We start from the raw sequence: 23,185 nt of genomic DNA, 5'->3' as shown, positions 1-23,185 counted from the left end.
GGCGCCATTGCTCGGCGCCTGGCGGCTGCACCGGCCTTAAAGAGTGGCGCCGAGCTGCTTGCTTTGTCCTGGCTTCAGACGCAGCGGCACAACCTTGTCGCCGTAGCGTACCTTGCCGTCACCCTCGCCCGCCGTGCGGCGGATGGTGGCGGAAGTCAGCCTGCCATTGGCCCACGCCAGATCGACTTCGTAGCCGCCGCGTGCACGCAGGCCTTTGACCGAGCCTGTCGGCCACGCGGAAGGCAACGCTGGCAGCAAATGAAGTTCGCCGGTCTGCGATTGCAGCAGCATTTCGCAGATGGCGGCGGTGGCGCCAAAGTTACCGTCAATCTGGAACGGCGGGTGTGCGTCGAACATGTTCGGATACGTTCCGCCGGCGTTGTTCGACTCCGTGCCCTGTGTGCTCTGCTGCGCCGCGCGCGCGCCGGGCTTGGCTAATTGGCCACGCAGCATCTTGTGCGCGTGATCGCCATCGAGCAGGCGCGCCCAGTAGGCTGTCTTCCATGCCATCGACCAGCCGGTGCCGGCGTCACCGCGCGCTTCCAGCGACTTGCGCGCGGCGGCGGCCAGTGCGGGGGTGTGCGTCGGCGAGATCTGGCGGCCGGGGAACAGGCCAAACAAGTGCGAGACGTGGCGGTGCGTGTCGCCCGGCGTGTCAAGCACCTTGTCCTTCTTCTCTTCCATCCACTCCAGCAGTTGGCCCCAGCTGCCGATGCCCGGTGCCGCCAGCTTGTCGCGCATTGCGGCGATGCGGTCGCGGTACTGCGTGTCGCCCAATGCCTCTGCGGCTTCCACTGTATTGTTGAACAGGTCCCAGATGATCTCCTGGTCGTAGCTGACGCCATCCTCGATCGGGCCGTGCTCCGGCGACCAACCCAGCGGCGCGACAAGGCGGCCGTCCGGCAGTTCCTTCAGGTAGTCCTCCCAAAAGGCGACTGCTTCCTGCATCATCGGATACGCCGTGGTGCGCAAGTAGTTTTTATCCTGCGTGTAGGCGTAGTGCTCCCAGAAGTGCTGCATATACCATGCGTTGCCGGTCTTGTTCCACACGTAGCCCATGGCGCCGAATGGATTCGATTCGGTTCGCAGCGTCCAGCCGCGCACCGGCTTGCCGTTTTTGCCGACGAAGGTTTCCTCGCGCTGCACCGCTTCGCCGCTCAGGTCCGGCGCCGACATTTTTACCGACGATGGATCGGCGATGGCCTTGGCGGCGGTGTCGGCGATCAGCTTGCGGTAGACCGGCGCCACGCCCTGCACGAAGTCAAGGAATGGCTTATGGTGCTCGGACAGGTTGGCCGGTTCGGCTGGCCAGTAGTTCATCTGGACGTTGATGTTGGTGTGGTAGTCCGAGTTCCACGGCGGCGTGAGGCTGTTGTTCCACAGGCCTTGCAGGTTGGCCGGCAGCGAGCCGCGCGAACTGGAGATCAGCAGGTAGCGGCCGAATTGGAAGAACTGCGCCTCCAGTTCCGGATCGTTGCCCTCGGCGGTGTAGGCCTCGATACGTTTATCGGTCGCCAACGCGCGCCGCTCTGCCGGCGCCGCGCCGAAGTCTACCGCCACGCGTCCAAACTGCCGCACATAATCGCGCTCATGCGCCGCCATCAGCTGCGCCCATGCGCGAGCGGCCACGGTTGCGGCGTTACTGCGGGGCACAGCGGCCACGGAAGCCGCGGAGGAGCGCGCGCTGGCGCCGGCCACCTGTGCGGCCACCCGCGGCAGCGGGGCTACGCCCTGGAAGCGGCGCGCGGCGTCGTTGACGTAGCTGGTGCCGGCGCCGAGGATCAGCGTGATCGCATCGCTGCCGGTGAAAGTGATCTTGCCGCCCTCCACCGCCAGCTTGCCGCCCTCGTTCAGCACCTGCACCTGACTCGCATACTGCATCGCATTCGGCAGCGCGCCAATTGCGGTGATGCGGTCGCCCTGCGCGCTGACCTTCGCATCATGCATGTCGGTCAGCTCGATGGAGCCGGTGTACTGACCGCGCTTGCTGGCCGTCAGCCGCACCGCAATCACCTGCGCCGGATAACTGGCCAGCGCCTCGCGCTTGAACCGCACACCGTTGTGCGTGTAAGCCACCGTATGCACACTGCGACCGATATCCAGCTGCCGTCCATACGCGGAGGCGCGCTCATGCCCCGGCAAGTTGATATACACATCGCCAAACGGCTGATACGCGCCCATCGCCTGCGCATCGCCAGTCCACAGCGTGATGTCGTTGAACTGCAGGCGCTCGCGCGCCAGCTGCCCGAAAATCATCGCGCCGATACGGCCGTTACCGATAGGGAGCGCTTCCTTCTCCCAGCCGGCCGCCGTGTCAGGCGCTGGCTGGGAATAACGCAAGGTGAGGTCCGGCGCGGCAAACGCCGCACCGGCAACGGCAAACGCCGCGACAAAAACCAGCTGCTTCATTGAGGATTAATCTTGATCAGCACCACATCATTGACGCGCATCTTCACCTTCACGCTGGCCGCGCCGGAAGCCGGCACCTTCACAGTGCTGGTCTGCGGACGATCCGTCGTCAACGCCTGCAAACGCTCCAGCTGACGCGGCGACAGGGTTTTCGGCGAACCCAGTTTCAGATATCCGGTATGCGCGTCATTCGCCTCAAAACCGGTGCGATACACCTGCACCGAATACGCCCCCGGCTTCAAGCCCTTGAGATCGATGCTGATCGGCGCGCCGTCGCGCGTCGGCTGCACCGTCGTGAAGAAACCGCGATTGCTGCGGCCCTGCTTCGGCGTCTGGAAGTCCCACGCCAGCACCTGCACGCCACGGCCATCCTTGGCCGCATAGCTCTGCGCATCGGCGGTCTTCAAAGCCGTATCGCCAAGCTGGTTCAGATACTTGTACGCGAACCACGCCGGCTTGCGCACGCCCTGCGGATTCATCAAGCCAAAGCCGCCCTCGAACGGCGCGGTCGGCGGCCCCGGTTCCTCGAACAGATCGCTATAGGTCCAGTAGCTCATGCCCTGCACCAGGCCTTCGGTGGCTTTCAGCTTGCTCAGGATGTAAGGCGCGCTGATATACGAATCGTGCACCGGGTCGCGTGGCGTATAGCTGGTGCTCCACTCGGTGAAATACAGCGGCATGTCGCCATGGCCGGCTGCCTTCATCTCGTTGCGCACCTTGCGCACATCGCCCACGATGGCGTCCGGCGATGGCGACAGCTTGGTATCGTCCTTGCCATTCTCGTCGAGGAAGCCGCCATCCACGCCATAGGTATGCGTGGTCACGAAATCCACCACCGAACCGGATTGCCTGGTATGCGCCAGGAACTCCGGCACCCACGCCGCACCAGCCGTCGACGGGCCACCGACGCGCAGCGCCGGATCAATCGCCTTGATGGTGCGCGACGTAATGTCGAACAGCTCGAAATACACCTTCTGGTCCGCCTTCTCCCAGAAGCCGTCCAGGTTAGGCTCGTTCCACACCTCGAAGAACCAGGTGCGCACCTCGTCCTTGCCGTAACGCTCCTGCATATGGCGCACGAAGGCATCGACCAGCCCCGCCCACTTCTTCAGGTCGGGATGCGAGGTGTTCCCCTTCCAGTAGAAGATGCTCAGGTCCGAGCTGCGCATCGCCAGCGGCGTAAAGCCCAGTTCCACGAAAGGCTTCACGCCCATCTTCAGCAGCCGGTCGTACAGGTAATCGATCTTGGTCCAGTCGTACACTGGCTTGCCGTCCACTTCCTTGTATGTGCCCAGCACGTCGTGGAAGATGGCATGGAAGCGAATGTAGCGGAATCCCAGTTCGTCCTTGGCGATCTTGAGCTGCGCCAGGCTATCGTCGCGTATCAGCGTGCCCGGATAATCCGAGCCGACCGACAGGTCGGCGAAGCGGTCGCGCGGCGTGCCGGCGGATGCGGCATCGACAGCGATGTGACGCTCCGCCGCCGGCGCGGCGGCGGCGGAAGCGCTCAAGGCAAACAATACGGCAGCGGTCAAAGTCTTCATATCAGCGCTTTACGGTAACGGCCTTGCCCTCGTAGCTGACAGACTTGTCGGCCACGTCGAAGTTATCGGTGCTCGAAACGCCAGGTTTGATGAAGCGTACCTTGAACTGGCGCTTGGCCACCATGCCCTTGTACTGGCCGGTGCGGTCGCCAATGGTGACCACGCCGGTCTTGTCATTGTAGCTCAATGGAATACGGCTGGCCTCACCGCGCAGGTAGGCGTTGCTGACGCCATCATCTTCGTACAGGCTGAATTTTCCATCGGCGCCGGTGTACACGTACAGCGTGATCGGCGCATCCGGCTTCTCGTCCACATATTGCGTCACCGGACCAACCGGCACGATGGCGCCGGCCTTGACCAGCACCGGCATGCGCGTTTCAGGCGCCTTGATGGTCGCCCTGGTGCCGCCCTTGTGCACTTCACCGGTGTACAGGTCATACCAGTCGGCGCCCTTCGGCATGTAGACGCTGCGCTCGCGCGCGCCGTACACGTACACCGGCGCCACCAGCATGCTGCGGCCGAACAGGTACTGGTCGTTGATGTTCTTCACCGCATCGTCATGCGGGAAGTCCATCACCAGGCCGCGCATGATGGAGCCGGACTCGTAGTGCGTCTCGGCGGCGGTCGAGTAAATGTAAGGCATCAGGCGATAACGCAGCTGGTCGTACCAGACCATCGACTCGCGCATCGGCGAACCGGCCGGCGAAATTTCGTGGATCTCGCGCTTCACCACTTCGCCGTGGGAGCGGAACAGCGGCGAGAACGCGCCGAACTGGAACCAGCGCAGATTCAGCTCGCGCCATTCCTTCAGGTCTTCCGGGTTGCCTTCCTTGATGCCGGTACTGCGGTTTTCCTGCGCCGAGCCGACTTCGCCAACCTGGAAGCGCGTCTCCTGCGCATAGCCGCCGATATCGTGCGTCCAGTTAGGAATGCCGGACATCGACATGCTCACACCGGCCGAAATCTGGTCGTACAGATTGTTCCAGCGGCTGGCGGTGTCGCCGCTCCACAGCGCCGTACCGTTGCGCTGGATGCCGGCGAAGCCGGAACGCGACAGGATGAACTGGCGCTTCTCCGGCTGGTCGGCCTTCAGGTGATTGTAGAAGCCCTCCGTGTGCACCAGGCTATACGGATTGAAGGTGATCTCGCCGCCGCCATACACGGTCGGGCCGATCAGCTTCTTGAAGTCTGCCGGACGGGTGTTCGACAGCACATCGGGTTCGGTGTTATCCATCCACCAGGCGTCGAAGCCCAGGTCCACCAGCTTGGACTTCATCTGGCGGTAGTAGATATCGCGCGCTTCCTTGGTGTACGGGTCGTAGTGGCTGTTCTTGTAGCCTGGGCCGACCCAATCCAGATCGCCGTTCTCGACGTTCTTGGTCCACATATAGCCTTTGGATGCCAGCTCCTTGTAGTTGTCGGTGTTGGCGTAGAACTTGCCCCAGATCGAAATCATGATGCGGGCGTTGGCCTTGTGAACTTCGTCCACCATCGCTTTCGCGTCCGGGAAGCGTGCCTTGTCAAAGTCGTGCGAACCCCAGCCGTCCTGCGGCCAGTAGAACCAGTCCTGCACCATGTTATCAACCGGCCAGCCCTGCTTGCGGTACTCGCGCAGAACGCCCAGCAGCTGCTCCTGCGTCTCGTAGCGCTGGCGCGACTGCCAGAAGCCGTAGGCCCACTTAGGCATCATCGGCGCCTGGCCGGTCAGGTGACGGTAGCCGGCGATAACGTTGTCGATGCTCTCGCCGCTCACCACGTAGTAGTTGATGCTCTGCGCGACTTCCGACGAGAAGGTCAGCGAATGGCGCTCGTCCTGCGGCAGCGGATCGTTGTGGGTGATCGCCACCATGCCGCCGCTCGGCTTCCATTCCAGGTGCAGCTTGACGGGCTTGTTGGCCTCGAACTTCACTTCAAAGTTGTGATACCACGGATTCCAGCCCTGGCGCCACACGTCCATCACTTCCTTGCCGTCGATGGACAGCTTGGCGTAGTCCGACGAGTACAGCTGCATCTTGTGCACGCCCGGCTTGTCGGACGCCATCGTGCCCTCCCACACCACCTTCAGGTTGGGGGCTTTCGGATCGCCGGCTTCCTTGGGCCAGTTTTCCGCCACGTCCTTCAGGTACTGGTAGGCGATGTCCTTTTCCTGGCGCGTGAACACCAGCTTGTCGCCAACGTAGTAGCGGGCGGTAAGGCCGCCGGCTTTGCCGTCGGCATCCGTCAGTTTCAGGTCGCGGCTCAGCCACGCATACGGCTTGCTGTCGCCGAAGCGCGAGATCGAATTGTTATCCCACAGGACGCCGTAGTTTTTGTCAGACACCACGAACGGCACGGCAATCGCCATATTGTGCTGCATCAGCAGCACATCCTCGCCGTTGAGGTTCATCTGGTGGTTCTGATGCTGGCCCAGGCCATAGAAGGCGTCCTTGGTGCCGTAGTTGAAGCCCTGCTTCACCGCCAGGAACGGCTTGCCGTCGATATCGACCGGCGACATGCTCTCGGCGTTCTGCGTCAGGAAGGCTTTGCCGGCGGCGTTAAAGAACTGCACCTGGCCGGTGGCCAGCGACACCGCCACCGAAATCTTCTTCGCCTTCAGCGTGACCTTGTCCTTGCCCGATGCGGCGACGCTGAAGTTACCGCTAACAGGAGCGGCCACGGTCATCAGCGATGGATTCAGCGGCTTGCCCGCCTGGTCCAGCTTCACCACGTGGATGATGTTATCGGCCATGACATCCAGGCGCACTTCCTTGGCGGCGCCGGTATCGGGCTTGATGACCACACCGGTGGCGGTCTTTTCAAAGGTGCCGGCGACGGATTGGCCGGCGGCGATCACGGCCAGGCACGAGGCCGCGTGAGCGATAGTCTTGATACGCATATTGTCTCCGTATTGAATGGTTGTCCCGCGCGGTGCGCGGGACGCGTTGCATCAGTATGTGCCTACCTTCACCTTCAACACCACCGGATTGCCGGTCAGGTTGAGGCCATAGTCGGTCTGGTCGCCGTTCCAGTTGCGTTCCATGATCCACTTGCCGGAAGGGTCGTAGCGCCCTTCTTCCACGCGTGCCCACATGGTCGGCTTGCCGCCGGCGTGATCGATCTTCACGCGCGCGCGCTGGCCGATGATAACAAACTCGTTGTCGCTGATCTGCGCGATGGACACGCCGCCATTCGGCTTCTCGGTGCCTGCCGGCAGATCCTTCACGTCCTTGAAATATTCACGCTCGCCGAACTGCCACTCGCGGAACGAGATGGTCGCCTTCCAGCCTTTCATATCGACCGTCTGCGGCTGGCGGTCGTCGCCTTCGGCCACACCGTAGGTGCGGCCTTCAAACGCCCACTTGGCCCACTGGCGCTCCATCGGGCGGAAGGCGGCGTAGATTTTGCCGAACGGTTCCACCATGGTCTTGTCGGTGGCCTTGTGACCCAGCGGGAAATTGCTGTAGTCCGCGTAGTCGATGCCGAACGGCGAGAAGCCGATGGCGCCGCGGCCCAGCACCAGGTAGGTATAGCGCACATATTCGGACGCGTTGCTCATCTCCGGCACCATTAGCGGATTGTCCTTGCGCTGAAACAGGTTCAGCGACGCGGTGAACTTCTTCGAATCCGGGCCGTAGATATCCGGGCCGGCAAAATCGATGTGCGGCGCGGCCGCGCGGTAGATGTCGATCACGTCGTAGGTCGGGCCGCCGCTGGCGAAATTCTCTTTCCACGGCTTGACCGGATCTTCCAGCGAATCGCGCTGCGAGTTATTGACGAACATCGGCAGGTTGTAGACCGCGCGGCCGGCCTTGGCGATTTCCTCGATATAGCTGGCGATCGAATAGGCATGGAAGTATTCGTCGGCGTAGTCGCCATAGACCTGCTTCCAGGTGCCGGTTTTCGCCAGCGCGACCGGCGATTTTTTATAGTCCAGCACCGCCTGCGGCACCGGCTTGTTAAACAGCGCCTCGGCCTTCGGCGCGTAATCGCGCGCGAAACCGTAGGTGCCCACTTCGTTTTCGACCTGCACCATTATCACGGTGCGCTGCGCCTCGTCGATCTTCTTAATGTGGGTCATCAGCGCCACGAAGGCCTTCTTGTCGGCCTTCAGCGTCTCCTCACCCTGCGGCGACAGGCAGTAGGTGATCTTGCCGTTCTTGTCCAGCATGCGCGGGAAGCGCGCGTTGTTGAACTTGACCCATTCCGGCGTGTAGCTTGGGCCGGTGTTCTTCCAGGTGCCGAACCACAGCAGCACCAGTTTGACCTTGTTCTTGCGGGCTTCCGCCACCAGGGTATCGACGTAGCTGAAATCGAACTTGCCTTCCACCTGCTCGATCTGCTCCCAGGCGACCGGGATTTCGAGGGTGTTGGCGTTCATGTCCCGGATGGCGGCGAACACCTTGTCCAGGGCCAGCGGATAGTTACTGGAATTCTGCGCCTGGCCGCCGAGAACGACGAAGGGCGCACCGTCCACCATCAAGGCGAAACGGCCGTCCTTCTTGACGATCTGCGGAATATCCGAGGCGGCCGCCGCGCCAGCTGCGGCCATCATTAAACTGAGGGAGAAAACAAGCTGGCGGGCGGATTGCTTCATCGTTAAATGCCTTTCGTTAGATTAGAAGTCGTAGCTCAGTTTTGCCACTACACGGCGGCCGGTCTTGAACCATGCGCGCCCCATCATACCGATGTTTTGCTGCATCAGCTGCTTGTAGGTGGCGTCGGTCAGGTTCTGCGCTTCCAGGCCCAGTTGGATCTTGTCGCTGAACTTGTAGAAGAACGCTGCGTCCAGCTGGCCGTATGCATCCGACCAGGTAGGCAGCGCCCAGGCGACGTTGGTCTGGCCATAGGTCGGGCTGGCCGGATTGGTGTCCGTGCCGTCGCTGCCGTTGGTGCCGTTGACGTTGACCGCCTGCAGCGATTTCGAACGCCAGTTGTACGCCAGGCGCGCCGAGATCGGGCCTTTGTCGTACAGCAGCGCCACGTTGGCCGACTGGCGCGACAGGCCTTCCAGTGGCAGGTTGCCGAAGGTGGTGCCGTCGGTGTCGCAACCGTTCAGGTTGAGATTCAGGTTGGCCGCGTTATTACCGCCGGTGCAGTACTTCGAATAGACCGAGTTATACAGTTTGCGCTCGCTGTCCACGAAGGTGAAGTTGGCTTGCAAGCCCAGGCCCGACCAGGCGCCCGGCAGTTGGTCGAAGTACTGCTGGTAAGCCAGTTCGATACCGCGCGCATGGCCACGGGCGCCATTGATCGGACCAGTGACGGTGAAGTCCTGCATGCGGCCGGTGGTGTCGGGCAGCTGGTAGTTGTACACCTGCTTGACCACCACGTCCTTCAGGCGCTTGTTGAAGATCGCTGCGGTGAAGGAGCCGGTAGGCGCGAAGTACCATTCCATCGTCAGGTCGACCTGCTTGGAGGTGGTTGGACGCAGCATCGGGTTGCCGTCGCCGGAGCCGGTGTGGCTGACGCTGTTCACGGTGGTCACGCCGTTGATGGTGGTGGTGTCCGCCGATTGCGACAAGGTGGTGTAGGCCTGCAGCTGCGAGAAGTCAGGGCGCGACAGCGCCGAGGCGGCAGCGAAGCGGAACTGCAGCGTGTCGCTGGCCTTCAGGCGCAGGTTCAGGCTAGGCAGCACGTTGTGGTAGCTGTTATCGTAGTCCTGCGACTTGGAGAACGGCGCGATCGAAGGAATCGGCACGCCGGTCAGGGTGCCGGTCGGCGCGGTCGAATTGAAGACGGTGTAGCCGAACGCGGTCGAATCGGTCTTCACGTAGCGCAGGCCGACATTACCGTCCACCGGATACTTCAGGTTGTCCCAGCCGAAGCGCAACTGGCCATACAGCGCCTTGGTCTTTTCCTTCTGGCGGTTGGTGCCGGCAGGGTCGGTGCCGAAAGTGGCCGGCGTCCAGGCGGCGCAATTGCTCGTGCCTTTTTCCTTGCACAGGATTTCGTAGTACTTATGCAGCTCGGTATAGGTGCCAGGGAAGCCCTGCGCCAGCGAGACGTTCGGGAACACCACGGAAGGCACGGACACGCCGCCGTTGAAGAAGTTGTCGAAGGTGTGCAGGTTGACGTTGCCGGCGAAGCGCGGGTCGCCAAGGTAGGCCAGGCCCGAAATCTCGCCCTGCCATGGCTGGGTGATGGCGGCCCAGTGGTAGCTTGGATTGGAGTTGGTGGTAACGGCCTCGCGGTCGGTCAGGCGCACGCCGAAACGCACGTCGCGCAGCACCGGATTATCGAAGTCATATTTGACGTCGGTTTTCCAGGCTTTTTCATCCGCCTTGCTGCGGTCCAGGTGCTCCTGGGTGAAGGCCCAGTAGTAGTTGTTTGGATTGGCCAGGTAGGCGCGGTCCGCGTCGTCGAAGATAATCCGCGGCACATTGCCCGTCAGGTCCAGCTTCTCCTTCGGCATCTGGATGCCGGTGGCGACGGTGGAGTCCAGGTTGTTGGTCTTGGCCTTGATGTATTGCAGGTCGGTGCTAACAGTCCAGCTGTTACGGCGCCAGCGCAGGTTCCACGATACGTCGGTGGTGTCGGACTTGCGGTTCGAGGTGCGGGTGTCGTCGCCGAAGTTGATGCCGGCGCCGGTCGAATCGGTCAGGGTGCCGGTCAGCAGTTGGCCGTTCGAGCCGAAGGTGGCGTCGGGAGAAACGCGGATATTGTAAGGACTGGACTGGGCGAAAATCGCCTGCTCGTCCCACTGCATTTGGTACTTCGACTTGAAGTAGGTCAGGCTGCTGGCCCACTCGTCCTTTTTCCATTGCAGCGCGCCGTACGCGCCTTCGCGTTTGCGGTTGAATTCCAGCGTGCGCCATTGCGCGCCTTTCGGCACGAACACCTTGTTGCCGTTGGCGTCCTTGAGCGGATAGTAAGGCTCGACCTGGAACGCGTCGGTGCGGGTGCCGCTCTCCGAGTAGGCCAGGTCCAGCAAGGCGCCGAATTCGCCGGCGTCGGTTTTCCAGCGGTTCGACACCAGGCCGGAAGCCGACGGCGAGGTTTTGCCGCGCTTCAGTTCCGACCAGGTGCGGTCGGCCGACACCGAGGCCTTGAAGCCCTTGTAATCGAACGGCATGGCGGTGCGCAGGTTCACCAGGCCGCCGACGGCGCCCTCGACCTGTTCCGCCGAAGGGTTTTTGTAGATGTCGACGCCGGCCACCAGTTCCGGCGGCACGTCTTCAAAGTTCAGCGAGCGGCCGCCGTTGGCCGAGAACGAATCGCGGCCGTTCAGCTCCGAGCGCACGTAGCTCAAGCCGCGGATCGACACGCCGGAACCTTCCACCGAGAAGTGCTCCGGGTCGCCCTTGGACATGGTCCGGTCGATGGTCACGCCGACCACGCGCTGCAGTACCTCGGTCACCGAACGGTCAGGCAGCTTGCCCATGTCTTCGGCGACGATGGAATCGACGATTTCGTCGGAGTTCTGCTTGATCTTCTGCGCCGATTGCAGCGCCGCGCGCTGGCCGGTCACGATCACGGCAACCGGTTCCGCCGCCGGTGCATCGGTAGTCTTAGGTGCTTCCGTCTGGGCTACGGCTGCGCCGCTCAGCATCATCGTCATCTGGGCCAGGCCCAGCGCGATGGCCGTTTTTTTAAGTGCTTCATTTACGCTCTCCAAAGTTATACGAATTTTGCATAGCTCTTTGGCCATTTGTTATAGGTCTTCGTCTGTGGGGGTCATGCAGGGATGCGGGGTGAGTTATCCCGCAGGCGCTGGACAGCGCGGAATTCCGGTGTTCATTGATATCGTCTCGCTCGTCGTCTATTTTTTTATCGCCGCTGTCCGGTGGCTGGGTGCCACTACGCGCGAATTTGAGCCATTGTGCGTTTTACTAAACGCACTCGCAATTGCGAAAATCACCAAGCGGGCGAATGATTATGAGCAATCGTAGCGTTGGAAGAACAGAGGATGCGGCCCGGCTTTGCAGGCCGCCGAAAGAAAAACGTTTACATCAAAAGACGGCCACCTTGCATCCAGCTTTTGCGACGCCCTCAGGTTCGCGACCTGCGCGATCTGGCGCTGCTCGCTGGCGTCGGCCGCTTGCACGCGTAGTAGCTCAGGCGCCGTACCATCCCGCGTCCACATAGTATTCGCGCCCCGAACAGCGCGCCGCACTATCGGATGCGAGGAACAGCGCCAGCGCCGCCACATCGCCGATCTCCACGCGCTGCGGCAGGCATTGGCCCGCCAGGATGCGCGCCTCCTCTTCCGGCGTATGCCACAGCGCTTCCTGGCGCGGCGTGCGCACGCCGCCGGGGATGATGGCGTTGATGCGAATGTTATCGCGGCCCAGGTCACGCGCCATGCCGCGCGTCATGCCTTCGATGCCGGCTTTCGCCGTCATGTACAAGGTCAGTTCGGGCAGCGCGAGATGCCAGGAGATGGAGCTGAAATTCAGGATCACGCCGCCGCCCGCCGCTTTCATGCCAGGCACCACCGCCTGCGCGCAGAAGTACAGGTGGCGCAGGTTGACCGCCATGCGGTTCTCCCAGTACGCCGGCGTGACATCGCCGATAGCATGGCGGTCGTCGTTGGCCGCGTTGTTGATGAGGATATCGACGGCGCCGATGTCGGCGAAGGTCGCAGCCACTGTATCAAGGTCGGTCAGGTCGCATGGCACGAACACCGGCGGTGCAGGCAGCGCGGCCAGGCTGGCTTGCAGCACACGCGAATCCTGTTCGGCGATATCGAGGAACGTTACCCGCGCGCCCTGGCGCGCAAAGGCCTCGACGATGCCGGCGCCAATGCCGCTGCCGCCGCCGGTGATGACCACGCGCTTGCCGGCGAGGCTGGGATAAATGGCCTGCTCGCGCGGCGTGTTGAGTTTTTTATTCAAGTCTTGTCTCCAAAATAGCTGGACGATTTTGACTTGGCTACTTGTCAACCGCAATTACGAAAATCACCAACAGCGGCAACGATTATTTACGCCGCCAGTTCCGGCGCCGGCAGCGCCAGGCCATCATCGACGATGCCCATCATGGCGCGATCCTGATAGGTGCGCGGCGTGCATCCGAGCTCGCGCTTGAACACCGCGTGCATGTACTGCACCGATGTGAAGCCGCAGCACAGCGCCACCTCGGCGATGCTGCGCTCACCGCGCGCCAGCATCGACGTCGCCGCATCGAGCTTGAAGCGCAGGATCACGTCATGCACGCTGCAATTGAGCTCCTGGCGGAAGTACGATTCCAGCGACGAGCGCGAAATGCCAACATACTCCGCCACCTGGTGCGTCTTGATGCCCTGGCAGGCGTACTGGCGGATGAAGTGGCGCGCGCGCATCACGTGCGGATGCTTGGGCGCTTCGTGCTGCGTCGAGGCCAGCACGTTGATGCCGACCGGCGGCACCAGCACACGCGTGCCGCTCATGCGCACGCCGTGCAGCATCTGGTCCAGCAGGTGCGCGGCGGTACGGCCCATTTCCTGCGCGCCCTGGATCACCGAGCTGAGTGGAATGCGCGTGAGCATGCGCGCCAGCGGATCGTTGTCGATGCCGATCAGCGCCACCTGCTCCGGCACCGCGATGCCGGCCATGATACAAGCCTGCATCAACTGGCGCGCGCGCGCGTCGGTGACGGCGATGATGCCGACCGGTTTAGGAAGACTGTGCAGCCACTTGATCTGCTGATCCACCGCCTCGTCCCACGACGGCGCGCTGGTGCCCAGGCCGCGATAGATGTGCGGCTCCATCTTGTCCTGCTCCATCAGCGTGCGGAAGGCGTATTCGCGCTCCTGCGCCCAGCGGTTCTCCTGCGCCTCCGGCAGCGAGAACATGGCGAAATGGCGCAGGCCCGCTTCGATCAGGTGATCGCGGGCCATCTTGATGAGTTTGAAGTTGTCGGTGGCGACGTAGGGCACGTCCTCCGGATAGGCGGCCTGGTTTTCATACGAGCCGCCGACCGCCACCACCGGAATGCGGCTGCGCGTCAACGCGGCGGCCACCGCCGGGTCGTCAAAGTCGGCGATGATGCCGTCGCCCTGCCAGCTTTCGATGCCGGGCAGGCGCAGGCGAAAGTCTTCTTCCAGAAACAAGTCCCACGTCGCGCGCGTGGAACTCAGGTAGGCGGCAATGCCGGCAATAACTTCCCGATCAAATATCTTATTTGCGTTAAATAGCAATGCAATCCGGTGTGACTTCATCTGCATTTCTACTGCTCCGATTCCAGGCAAACGTGACCATCTTGATATTGTTACACGCTTGCCGGATCGCTCTGATATAACAAATTTCGTATTTTCCATAACGAAATTCACTAAATTCTCCTAAGAAATTACGTTTTTTATACTTATTCGGCACGTGGTTTGCCGAAAACAATGCCCCGCCCTGCTGTGCTCATGAAAACGTTGCCAAAGGTATTCGTGTCGCCGAGAATGAATTGCGCGTCGCCTGGACCGCCGTATTGGTGTTGATTGTCGTTAATTCGCAACCATGTGACGCCGGCGTCGGTGGAACGGTAGGCGCCGCGCACACCGCCAACTTCGCCCCACAGGTAGACGGCAGGGAAGTCCGTCCCCGGCGCGGCCTTGCCGAAGCCGACCGCCGCTGCATAGCTGACGCCCTTCAGCAGCGCAAAACTGGCGCCAGAGTCAGTTGAGCGGGCCAGGCCGCCGTCATACAGCGCCACCCAGACATCGCCCTCCCGGCCCGGCACCGCCCGCACCACTTTCGACCCGCGCGCAGACGGCAGCCGCCCCGCGACATCCGCTGCCCGCTCCGCCTGTCCCGCCTGCGGCGTCCGCCCCACCTGCCCGGCCCGCCCCACCTGCCCCGCCTGCCCCGCCATCCCGGCCTCCGCCGTGGCAGCCACGTCCTCCGCTGGCGCAGCAAAGCTGGCGCCGCCGTCCACACTCAACAGCATCCGGTCGCCGGCCAGCGCATAGAACTTGCGCGCATTCACCGGGTCCGCGACCGGCCGGCCGCGCTCGACGTGCAAGCCCTTCACCTCCGACCACACCGCGCCGTCATCCTGCGAGCGATAGCAGACCGTCGACTTCTCCGGACAATGCACAATCACCTTCCCATCCGCGCTAACCGCCACCTGCCCCTGCTTGCCATTCATGCTGGCAGTCTTCTGCCAACTGACGCCCGTATCCTTCGAGATATACATCGCGCTCCCCGCCCGCACCACCACCGCCGGATTGCGCGCAGCAAAGTCGAGGCCCCAGGTCGTGCCCATGGTCGGCGCATGAATCGGCGCGTACCGCGTAAAGTCCGTATGGCGGAAGCCGTCATAATCGCCGATCGCCGAAATCAACGGCCCGCCAGGAATGCTGACCAGATTCAGCGGCACCGACTCCTCCAGCCCGGCCGCCTCGAACTTCCACACCGGTTTCTCCGCATGGATATCGTCCGACACGAACACGCCATTGCCCGACACCGTCCACAGCCGCTTGCTATCGAAGGGATCGAATGCAATGCTGGCCGCCCAATGAATAAAGCTGCCGCCGATCCAGCTCACGCCGTTCGGATCGATCTGCACGCCATTGGCAACGATGCTCTTCCAGCTCTTGCCACCATCCAGCGTCTCGAAGAACTGATCGCCGATGCCGCCGCGCATCTGATACCAGGAAATCGTCGACACCACCATGCGCAGCGGATTGTCCGGCGCCACCGTAATGCCGGCATACGCACGATTCAGCGGCGGCGAAATATCCGCCCACTTGCCGCTGGCGATGTCGTACTGCCACACGCCGCCCGCGTCCAGCGTCTCGCCCTTGGCCTTGTCCGCATGCGGACCGCCACCCAGCGCGAAGGTTGCCACCAGCTTGCCATCGGCCACCACGGCGCGATGCGGCATCAGGCGTGTGGGTCCGCCACGCATCGGCGAGAACGTCTTGCCGCCGTCGGTAGACACATACATATTCTCGCCAAAGCGCGAAACGCCGACGAAGATCCGCCCACTGTCCAGCAGCACAAAGCTGATGCCGTTGCCGTTATCGGTAGTGGTCACGTCCAGTCCATCCAGGCGCGACCAGGTCTGGCCCTCATCGACGCTGCGGAACAGGCCGTTGGCGCGCGTGCCGAGGTACAAAATCTTGCCGTTGGCAGGATCGACTTGCAGCTTCTCGCCATTGCCGCGCCCCATGCCGTTGCCATGGAACTTAAACTGGCTGGTCACGTCGATGCGCCGGAAGGTTTGTCCGTAGTCGTCGGACTTGAGGATCGCGCTGGCGCCGCCGTTGTGATAAGCGATGCCAGCGGTGAGGTAGAGCTTGTTTGGCGACGAGGGATCGAGCGCCAGGGATTCGATGCCGAGCAGGCCGGTGTCCTTATCGGACACCCAATCCATCAGCGGAATCCAGCGTTTTTTTACGTCCCAGCGATAAGCGCCGCCCACATCGGTGCGGGCGTACAGCAGCCCCGGCTCGGTCTTGCTGAACACCAGGCCGGAGACAAAGCCGCTGCCGCCGATCGGCAGGTTATCCCACACATAGTTCGCGGCCTGCGGCAGCAGCTTGTTCAGCTCGGGCGCCATGGCCTTGGCCCATATCTCGTAGCCGCGTTCGTTCGGGTGCAGCAGGTCCGGCATGATGTCCTTGGACAAGGTGCCATCCAGTTGCAGGAAGGACTGGTTGATATTGGCGAAGAACACCTTCTGCTGATCGGCAAAGCCGGCGATGATGGCATTGACCTGCTCGTTAATCTGGCGCAGCTTGTCATCCGGCTTCTCGCCGCGCGGGAAGATGGCCAGCAGCAGGATTTTGGTATTCGGCAGGCGCTTCTGCAACTCCTCGATATTGCGCTTGATGCCGGCGGCCGTGGTCTTCGGATCTTCCTGGCGATGGCCGGTATTGTTGGTGCCGAACATCAGCACCGCCACCTTCGGATCGAGGCCATCCACCGCGCCATGCTGGATGCGCCACAGCACGTTCTCGGTGCGGTCGCCGCCGAAGCCCAGGTCCAGCGCGCCCAGCGGCTTGTAGACGCGGTTCCACACCGGCAAGCCGTCCTTCTCCCAGTTGTGGGTGATCGAATCACCGATAAACAGGATCTGCGCGTTCTTGCCCAGTTGGCGGGCCTCGGCCAGCTTGTCCTCGTGACGCTTGGTCCACCAGTTGACCGACCACGACTCGTTCAGCTTGTCCGGCGTGACCGAGACGGTTTTATAATCCGGGCAGCTGGCGTTGGGCTTGCCGTTCAACAGGTACTTGACGTTGGCGATCGACACCTTGCCGATGCCGCTGCCGTCCAGCGCAAACGGCTGGGTCACGGCGCTGAAATCGTCGCCCTCGCGGTAGAAGCAGCTCATCGAAAACACCAGGTGCTTCCAGCCTTTTCCGGCGATCTCGCGGCCCGGCACCAGATACGGCACGCTGCGTTCGCAGTTCTCGCCGCAACGCACCTTGAACGAGATGCCGCCGTCGGACAACTCCTGTACATTAAGGTCAAACGCCAACACGCCCCTGGCCAGGTACGGACGCAGATCGACCGGTTTGCCGCCATCGACGCGCAGCGCGGCATACCAGGCCTTGTTGAAGTTGAGCGTCAACGCATCGTTCTTTTTCGACTTGGTGGACTTGCTGACCGTGACCACGCTGTCCGGCACCTTGACCTGGCGCGAAATCTCGACCGAGTCGCCTTGCAGGGTTTTATTGGTTTCAAAGTCGGACACCTGAATGTGCCACGAGTCCAGCGGCTTGCCGGCGTACACATTCAGTTCATTCGGAGCGGCCGCGAAGGCGGACGAGGACAGTACAGCCAGCGTAGCGGCAAGGCGGATATTCATAGAGATGTCTCGCGTATTTTTATGCGCACCATTGTGCTGTCGCCAGCCGCGCGCGGCAATTACGAAATTCACCAACCGGCACAATAATATTGAACTTGTCTACCTGATTGGCGGTCGTAAACGGTTACGACGCCTCCCGCCAACAATCTCGAAGCCCAGATCGCCGTTCAGGAAGTCCGGACGGCGGCATCAGCAGCGTGCTGGCTGCCGCCTTCTGCATCGCGGCGCTGAACGCAAACATGCAATCGAATATATTTGGCGCGCTCTCATTCGGCAAGGAGATGAGCGCCCTGCAATCGAAGATCACGCAACAGACCGAAACCAACAGGAAGCAGGCGGAAGCGACCGCAGCGCTTTTGGAAAAGCTCCAGAACGATACCGCCAGGCGTGATAAGAATCCGCCTACTTCGGATTAAGGACAAACGGCCGCTCGCGGTACTCGAAGTAATCGAAATCCGCATGCAACCCCGTGCCGGCCATGTCCTGGCAGGCCACGCCGACAAACGCGCCGGTAAAGTTAGGCTGCCCCGGCGCGTTGGCCTCGTCCGACAGGATGCTGGCGTCGAAGATCTGCGGCAGCCACTGCCACTCGCCTCCCAGCACGCGATAGCCGAAGTACAGTCGTTCCTCATCGACCTCCACGCGCAATTCGACCGGGCCGGACGGCAAGGCGATCGGCGCGGTGAACGTATCGGTCTGCACATGGTTGGGCAAGCTGCTCATCACCCGCAAATGCTTGCCTATCAACTCATCATTGCTGATGTACAGGTAGTGGAACTTGGACGCGTTGTAGTAGCACACCAGCCCCGCCTGCTGTTGATAATGCTCCGGCTCAAACTCCACCAGCGTCGACGCACTGTAGCAATGCGACTGCTGACGCCGCGCCACCAGCGCCTGGCGGAAGGTGCTGCCGAGGCTCTCGCGGCCGTACAGGCGCAGGAAGCCAGGACGATCGGTCAGACTGAACAACTCCTCCGGCCACGGCGAGCGCAGCCACTGGAACGCCAGCGGCAACTCGGGCGCGTCAAACTCTTCGCGCACCGGCGCCGGTTCAAAACGATGCTCCGGCAAGCCCGGCGCGGCGGCCTGCAACTGCGGCGTGCCCTGCCCGTCCAGCGTGCGCAGCCAGCCATCCTCGTCCCACACAACCGGCTGCAGCGCCGTCTCGCGGCCCAGCGTGCAGACGCCGCGGTTGCGCAGCGGCCGGCCGCACAGATAGGCCATGTAGGTCTGGCCATACTGCGTCTCGACAATATCCGCGTGGCCTGCGCGCTGCAACGCGGCATCGGGCCGGTGGCGCGAGGTCAGCATTGTCTGCTCGGGATGCAACTCATACGGCCCGTGCAGATTGCGCGAGCGCGCCATCGTCACGCCGTGGTTCCAGCCGGTGCCGCCCTCGGCGGTCAGCAGGTAGTAGTAGCCGTTACGCTTGTACAAGTGCGGCGCCTCGGTCAGCCCATGCGCTGTCCCTTTGAAAATATTCTCGCGCCTGCCGATCAGCTTGCCTTCGGCCACCGAGAACTCCTGCGCCACGATGCCGTTGAAGCGGTTGCCGCCCGGACGGTGGTCCCACAACTGGTTGAGCAAATACTTGCGGCCGTCGTCGTCGTGAAACAACGATGGATCGAAGCCGCTGCTGTTGAGGTACACCGGATCGGACCACGGCCCCTCGATCGCCGGGCTGGTCACCAGATAGTTGTGGAAGTCGCGCAAGGACGAACTGCCGGTGGCGCCGCCAGTGGACGTGCGGCCGTAGCGCTTGACGTCGGTGTAAATCAGCCAGAACAGGCCATCCGCATAGCTCAGGCACGGCGCCCACACGCCGCACGAATCGGGCGCGCCCAGCATGTTCAGCTGGCTGGCGCGCGTGAGCGGACGCGTCAGCAAGCGCCAGTTGACCAGGTCGCGCGAATGGTGGATTTGCACGCCGGGGAACCACTCGAAGGTGGACGTCGCGATGTAGTAATCGTCGCCCACGCGCACGATGGACGGATCGGGATTGAATCCCTTCAGGATAGGGTTTTGAATCATGACGTTTTCTCTCGCACCAAAGTCCACAGCAGCACCGCCGCCACCAGGTCCAGCACCGCCAGGCTGACGAAGAACGGCGTGTAGCCGACCGTCGCCATCAGGCCGCCGATCAGCAGCGAAAACACCAGCAGGCCGAAGTTGCCGAAAGTGCCGCACATGCCGGCCACGGTCGCCACCTCGTTGCGGCGGAACAGGTCGGACGACATCGTAATCACGGTCACCGACAGCGTCTGGTGCGCGAAGCCCGCCAGGCTCAGCAAGGCAATCGCCGCGTACGGGCTATCGACATAGCCGACAAAGGCCACGCCCATCATCATGATCGCGCCCAGTGTGAACGCGGCGCGCCGGGCGTTGATCAGGCGGACGCCGCGCTTTTGCAGCGCCAGCACCACCATCGGGCCGAACAGGCAGCCGAGGTCGGCGGCAAGGAACGGCAGCCAGGCAAACATCGCGATCTGCGCCAGATCGAAATGGCGCACCGTGGTCAGGTACAGCGGCACCCAGAACGACAGCGTTCCCCAGGCCGGGTCCGCCAGAAAACGCGGCAACGCGATGCCCCAGAAATTGCGCATCTTCAGAATGCTGAGAATCGACGGCTTCTTGCCATCGCCTTCCAGATGCTGCTCCTGGCCGGCGGCGATATGCTCCTTCTCCTGCTGCGACAGGCGGCGATGGCGCGCCGGCGCGTCGTACAGCAGCAGCCACATCGCCACCCAGATCAGGCCCAGCGCACCGGTGATGACAAACGCGGACTGCCAGTTGTAATGCAAGATCGCCCACACCACCAGCGGCGGCGCCAGCATCGAGCCGAACGACGCACCGATATTGAAAATCCCGCCGGCCATGCCGCGTTCCTTGGCCGGAAACCATTCGGACACAGCCTTCATGCCGGCCGGATTGGCCGAGCCTTCGGCCAATCCCAGCAGGCCGCGCAGCACGGCCAGCGTCTGCCAGTTGGTGGCCATGCCGTGCAACATGCAAATGATCGACCAGGCAGTGGCGAACATCGCAAAGCCGAACTTCAGGCCGATTACATCGAGCACATAGCCGGCCAGCGGCTGCAACATGATCGCACCCTGGAAGGCGGCGGTGATATAGGAATATTCCTTGGTGCTGATGCTCAGTTCAGCCAGCAGCGTGGGCGCCGCCACCGCCAGTGTGCTGCGGGTGAGGTAGTTGATTACCGCCCCCAGCATGATCAGGCTGATCATCCACCAGCGTAGTCCCCGTATTTTTTTATTGAACATGATTGCGCAATCATTTTGTAATGGGTGCAACCATAACACAGGATGTGGCCGAAATGATTGCGCAATCGTGAAGTTTTTGGCGTCTCGCAGGCGTTCCGGAAGTGGGCTTATTACGATATGTGAGCGATACGACAGCCGTACATCGCACAACTGCGTGCTTCGGGTAACCACCCATCGCTCATTCGCATCGGATGCTGGCCTGCACCAGCTGCCGTCCGGCCAGCCGCTCCACGGTTCGGCAATGCTTGACGCTGACCGGAAGCTGATACGCCAGTCGCACACCGGCTCCCGTCCCATAGTGACAGTAAAACCACTTCGCACCATCCGTTTCCGTGCCGGCGAAGCCGAACTGGCGACCTGCCCCCATCGCCAGATCAGCACCTCGCAGCTCGCCATTACCTGTTGCGTCACCAACGAGTACGCCTGCCTCCACCAGTACGGGACGTCCCTGGTGGTCACTCAGCATGAGCCAGCCCTGCTTTTGCAAATTCGTCCACTGCTGCCGATCCGGATAGGGTGCCGGGCATTGCAGGTCGACTGGCGCAGCTATTGCGCTTTTCACCAGGACCAAGCCAAGGGCTAAGGATTTACTCGACCACATAAAACATATCCGCATTGTCCGAATCATCATAGATATTTCCCTCTGCCTTGGATCGACCTCGGGAATAGATCTTGCGCTCATGAATATTGCGCTTCAGTTTCCATTGGTCCATCACAAGAATGTAGGCCGGCCGTCCAGTATGAGAATCGAGCGGTCCCATGCCGACGAAGAACGCGGCATGGTTGCCACTTGCCTTATTAGGATATCTGCCGTTCTTATCGAAAGTCGCGATCACTGTACCAGTCCGGATAAAGCCCGCATCCAGTACTGACACCCATGGACGCCACTTCCCCGTCCACCCAACCTGCGTAAACTGCTGAACCAGCTCAACACAATCTCCGCGCCCTATCTTGGGCTTGTTCTGCAGTTTTAGCGCATTAGCATAAACATGGGGCATGGTAGCTCCTCAACTAGCTGTTTAGTTCCGTGCGATCATATCCCTCGTCGTAGCTGGCCTTTGTTTCGCGCCAAGGTCATACTGGAGGAACTGATCGCAGACCTGTCGCCGCGATCATCGCGCCCCCGCAAGATCGCACTGGAGACATCGAGAGCATGACTATGCGCATTCATCCACAAGCCCGTACCACTCCCAAAATCCGCCAGGAGATCAAGGACTCCGGACTGTCAGACCGGCAGGCGGCGAAGGTCTTCAACGTCACGCGATCCACGGCAGCCAAATGGCTTAAGCGTGACGATGTTCAAGACCGCTCCCATCGTGCCCATACCCTGCATACGACCTTGAGCGAAGCGCAGGAGGCCATTGTGCTATCGCTGCGCCAAACGTTGTACTTGCCGCTCGACGATCTGGTCTACATCACCAAGCAGTACATCAACGCCGACGCCTCGCGCTCGGGCATCGCCCGCCTGCTCAAACGCGAAGGCATGGCGCGTCTGGAGGACGTCATTCCCAAGGCCGAGGGAGAAACGATCTCGTCCAAGAAGACCTTCAAGGACTACGAACCAGGCTTCGTTCACATCGACATCAAGTACCTGCCGCAGATGCCCGATGAAACTTCGCGCCGCTATTTGTTCGTGGCTATCGACCGCGCCACGCGCTGGGTCTTCCTGCACATCTATCACGACATGAGCGACACCAGCAGCATCGATTTTCTACGGCGGTTGAAGGAGGCCTCACCAATCAAAATCGCCAAGATCCTGACCGACAACGGCTCGCAGTTTACGGACCGCTTCACGACCAAGGACAAGAAACCCAGCGGCCGGCATGTGTTCGATAAGGTCTGCGCCGGCATGGATATTGAACACCGCCTGGCGCCACCTCGTCATCCACAAACCAACGGCATGGTCGAGCGCTTCAATGGCCGTATCAACGAGCTTCTTCAGCAAACCCGCTTCGACAGCCAGGCCGAGCTGGAGACGACGCTGAGAAATTACCTCCAACTGTACAACCATCACATTCCCCAGCGCGCCATCGGTTCAAAAACACCGATTCAGGCTCTTAAACTATGGCAGCAACAGAAACCCGACCTATTTGTAAAACGGGTTTATGAACAGACGGGAGTGGACAACTAGCTAGTAAAACCACATTGTTTATTGCCAAACCTTAACTCAGTTTGGCTCGACGCAAAGAACAACGATATTTTCATCAAGCTCTAAACAACTTACGCTTTTGCACAGCGCCGCATCTGGGCACGTAC

General features: G+C 61.7%; 14 protein-coding genes. 2 read left to right on the top strand and 12 right to left on the bottom strand.

What is annotated here, in order from left to right; genetic code table 11:
- Positions 1-36: 36 nt before the first annotated feature.
- The 8 genes from ACRQ5J_RS07770 to ACRQ5J_RS07735 all read right to left on the bottom strand — a co-directional run bounded on the left by ACRQ5J_RS07770 (position 37) and on the right by ACRQ5J_RS07735 (position 17,651).
- A complete protein-coding gene (locus ACRQ5J_RS07770; protein ID WP_432382333.1) occupies positions 37-2,409 on the bottom strand; it encodes a glycoside hydrolase family 95 protein in 2,373 nt (790 codons plus the stop codon).
- Positions 2,406-3,953: a GH39 family glycosyl hydrolase gene (locus ACRQ5J_RS07765; protein ID WP_432382331.1), complete on the bottom strand. Its 1,548-nt coding sequence runs from the start codon at positions 3,951-3,953 to the stop codon at positions 2,406-2,408. Before ACRQ5J_RS07765 ends, ACRQ5J_RS07770 begins: the two co-directional genes overlap by 4 nt.
- Position 3,954: 1 nt before the next feature.
- Positions 3,955-6,828 carry a TIM-barrel domain-containing protein gene (locus tag ACRQ5J_RS07760; protein ID WP_432382329.1) on the bottom strand — a complete coding sequence of 958 codons (2,874 nt, stop codon included), beginning with the start codon at positions 6,826-6,828 and terminating at the stop codon, positions 3,955-3,957.
- Positions 6,829-6,879: 51 nt separating this feature from the next.
- Positions 6,880-8,526 carry a DUF5597 domain-containing protein gene (locus ACRQ5J_RS07755; RefSeq protein WP_432382327.1) on the bottom strand — a complete coding sequence of 549 codons (1,647 nt, stop codon included), beginning with the start codon at positions 8,524-8,526 and terminating at the stop codon, positions 6,880-6,882.
- Positions 8,527-8,547: 21 nt separating this feature from the next.
- Positions 8,548-11,490, bottom strand: a complete 2,943-nt coding sequence (locus ACRQ5J_RS07750; protein ID WP_432382326.1) for a TonB-dependent receptor — start codon at positions 11,488-11,490, stop codon at positions 8,548-8,550.
- A gap of 496 nt (positions 11,491-11,986) precedes the next feature.
- Complete coding sequence (locus tag ACRQ5J_RS07745) at positions 11,987-12,766, bottom strand: SDR family NAD(P)-dependent oxidoreductase (protein ID WP_432382324.1); 780 nt, start codon at positions 12,764-12,766, stop codon at positions 11,987-11,989.
- A gap of 86 nt (positions 12,767-12,852) precedes the next feature.
- Positions 12,853-14,067 carry a XylR family transcriptional regulator gene (locus tag ACRQ5J_RS07740; protein ID WP_432383606.1) on the bottom strand — a complete coding sequence of 405 codons (1,215 nt, stop codon included), beginning with the start codon at positions 14,065-14,067 and terminating at the stop codon, positions 12,853-12,855.
- Positions 14,068-14,210: 143 nt separating this feature from the next.
- Entirely contained in the window at positions 14,211-17,651 is a 3,441-nt protein-coding gene (locus ACRQ5J_RS07735; RefSeq protein ID WP_432382322.1) for a GDSL-type esterase/lipase family protein, read from the bottom strand.
- A gap of 107 nt (positions 17,652-17,758) precedes the next feature.
- Between ACRQ5J_RS07735 and ACRQ5J_RS07730 the strand changes: the two genes are divergently transcribed.
- On the top strand, positions 17,759-18,067 hold the full coding sequence (locus ACRQ5J_RS07730) for a hypothetical protein (RefSeq protein ID WP_432382320.1): 309 nt from the start codon (positions 17,759-17,761) through the stop codon (positions 18,065-18,067).
- Here the strand turns inward: ACRQ5J_RS07730 and ACRQ5J_RS07725 are convergent.
- The 4 genes from ACRQ5J_RS07725 to ACRQ5J_RS07710 form a co-directional block, all read right to left on the bottom strand.
- On the bottom strand, positions 18,054-19,682 hold the full coding sequence (locus ACRQ5J_RS07725) for a glycoside hydrolase family 43 protein (RefSeq protein WP_432382318.1): 1,629 nt from the start codon (positions 19,680-19,682) through the stop codon (positions 18,054-18,056). The genes ACRQ5J_RS07730 and ACRQ5J_RS07725 overlap by 14 nt on opposite strands.
- Entirely contained in the window at positions 19,679-20,929 is a 1,251-nt protein-coding gene (locus ACRQ5J_RS07720) for an MFS transporter (protein ID WP_432382316.1), read from the bottom strand. Before ACRQ5J_RS07720 ends, ACRQ5J_RS07725 begins: the two co-directional genes overlap by 4 nt.
- Positions 20,930-21,107: 178 nt before the next feature.
- Positions 21,108-21,530 carry an STY0301 family protein gene (locus ACRQ5J_RS07715; RefSeq protein WP_432382314.1) on the bottom strand — a complete coding sequence of 141 codons (423 nt, stop codon included), beginning with the start codon at positions 21,528-21,530 and terminating at the stop codon, positions 21,108-21,110.
- The gene (locus tag ACRQ5J_RS07710) at positions 21,517-21,927 is read right to left on the bottom strand and encodes a BPSL0067 family protein (protein WP_432382312.1); all 411 of its coding nucleotides are present in this window, start codon (positions 21,925-21,927) and stop codon (positions 21,517-21,519) included. The genes ACRQ5J_RS07715 and ACRQ5J_RS07710 overlap by 14 nt, the downstream gene beginning before the upstream one ends.
- Positions 21,928-22,082: 155 nt before the next feature.
- On the opposite strand from ACRQ5J_RS07710, the gene ACRQ5J_RS07705 reads away from it, so the two are divergent.
- On the top strand, positions 22,083-23,060 hold the full coding sequence (locus ACRQ5J_RS07705) for an IS481 family transposase (RefSeq protein ID WP_432382310.1): 978 nt from the start codon (positions 22,083-22,085) through the stop codon (positions 23,058-23,060).
- The last annotated feature ends 125 nt before the right edge of the window (positions 23,061-23,185 follow it).

The organism is Duganella sp. P38, from assembly GCF_050859475.1.
Classification (GTDB): Bacteria; Pseudomonadota; Gammaproteobacteria; order Burkholderiales; family Burkholderiaceae_D; genus Rugamonas.
The sequence above is the reverse complement of the archived record's forward strand: the minus strand, read 5'-3'. Positions and strand labels throughout refer to the sequence as shown.

Bases quoted from the DNA above. Each gene is read 5' to 3' on its own strand.
- ACRQ5J_RS07770 (WP_432382333.1), bottom strand. From the start codon at position 2,409: ATGAAGCAGCTGGTTTTTGTCGCGGCGTTTGCCGTTGCCGGTGCGGCG.
- ACRQ5J_RS07765 (WP_432382331.1), bottom strand. From the start codon at position 3,953: ATGAAGACTTTGACCGCTGCCGTATTGTTTGCCTTGAGCGCTTCCGCC.
- ACRQ5J_RS07760 (WP_432382329.1), bottom strand. From the start codon at position 6,828: ATGCGTATCAAGACTATCGCTCACGCGGCCTCGTGCCTGGCCGTGATC.
- ACRQ5J_RS07755 (WP_432382327.1), bottom strand. From the start codon at position 8,526: ATGAAGCAATCCGCCCGCCAGCTTGTTTTCTCCCTCAGTTTAATGATG.
- ACRQ5J_RS07750 (WP_432382326.1), bottom strand. From the start codon at position 11,490: ATGACGATGATGCTGAGCGGCGCAGCCGTAGCCCAGACGGAAGCACCT.
- ACRQ5J_RS07740 (WP_432383606.1), bottom strand. From the start codon at position 14,067: ATGAAGTCACACCGGATTGCATTGCTATTTAACGCAAATAAGATATTT.
- ACRQ5J_RS07735 (WP_432382322.1), bottom strand. From the start codon at position 17,651: ATGAATATCCGCCTTGCCGCTACGCTGGCTGTACTGTCCTCGTCCGCC.
- ACRQ5J_RS07725 (WP_432382318.1), bottom strand. From the start codon at position 19,682: ATGATTCAAAACCCTATCCTGAAGGGATTCAATCCCGATCCGTCCATC.
- ACRQ5J_RS07720 (WP_432382316.1), bottom strand. From the start codon at position 20,929: ATGTTCAATAAAAAAATACGGGGACTACGCTGGTGGATGATCAGCCTG.
- ACRQ5J_RS07715 (WP_432382314.1), bottom strand. From the start codon at position 21,530: ATGTGGTCGAGTAAATCCTTAGCCCTTGGCTTGGTCCTGGTGAAAAGC.
- ACRQ5J_RS07710 (WP_432382312.1), bottom strand. From the start codon at position 21,927: ATGCCCCATGTTTATGCTAATGCGCTAAAACTGCAGAACAAGCCCAAG.
- ACRQ5J_RS07705 (WP_432382310.1), top strand. From the start codon at position 22,083: ATGACTATGCGCATTCATCCACAAGCCCGTACCACTCCCAAAATCCGC.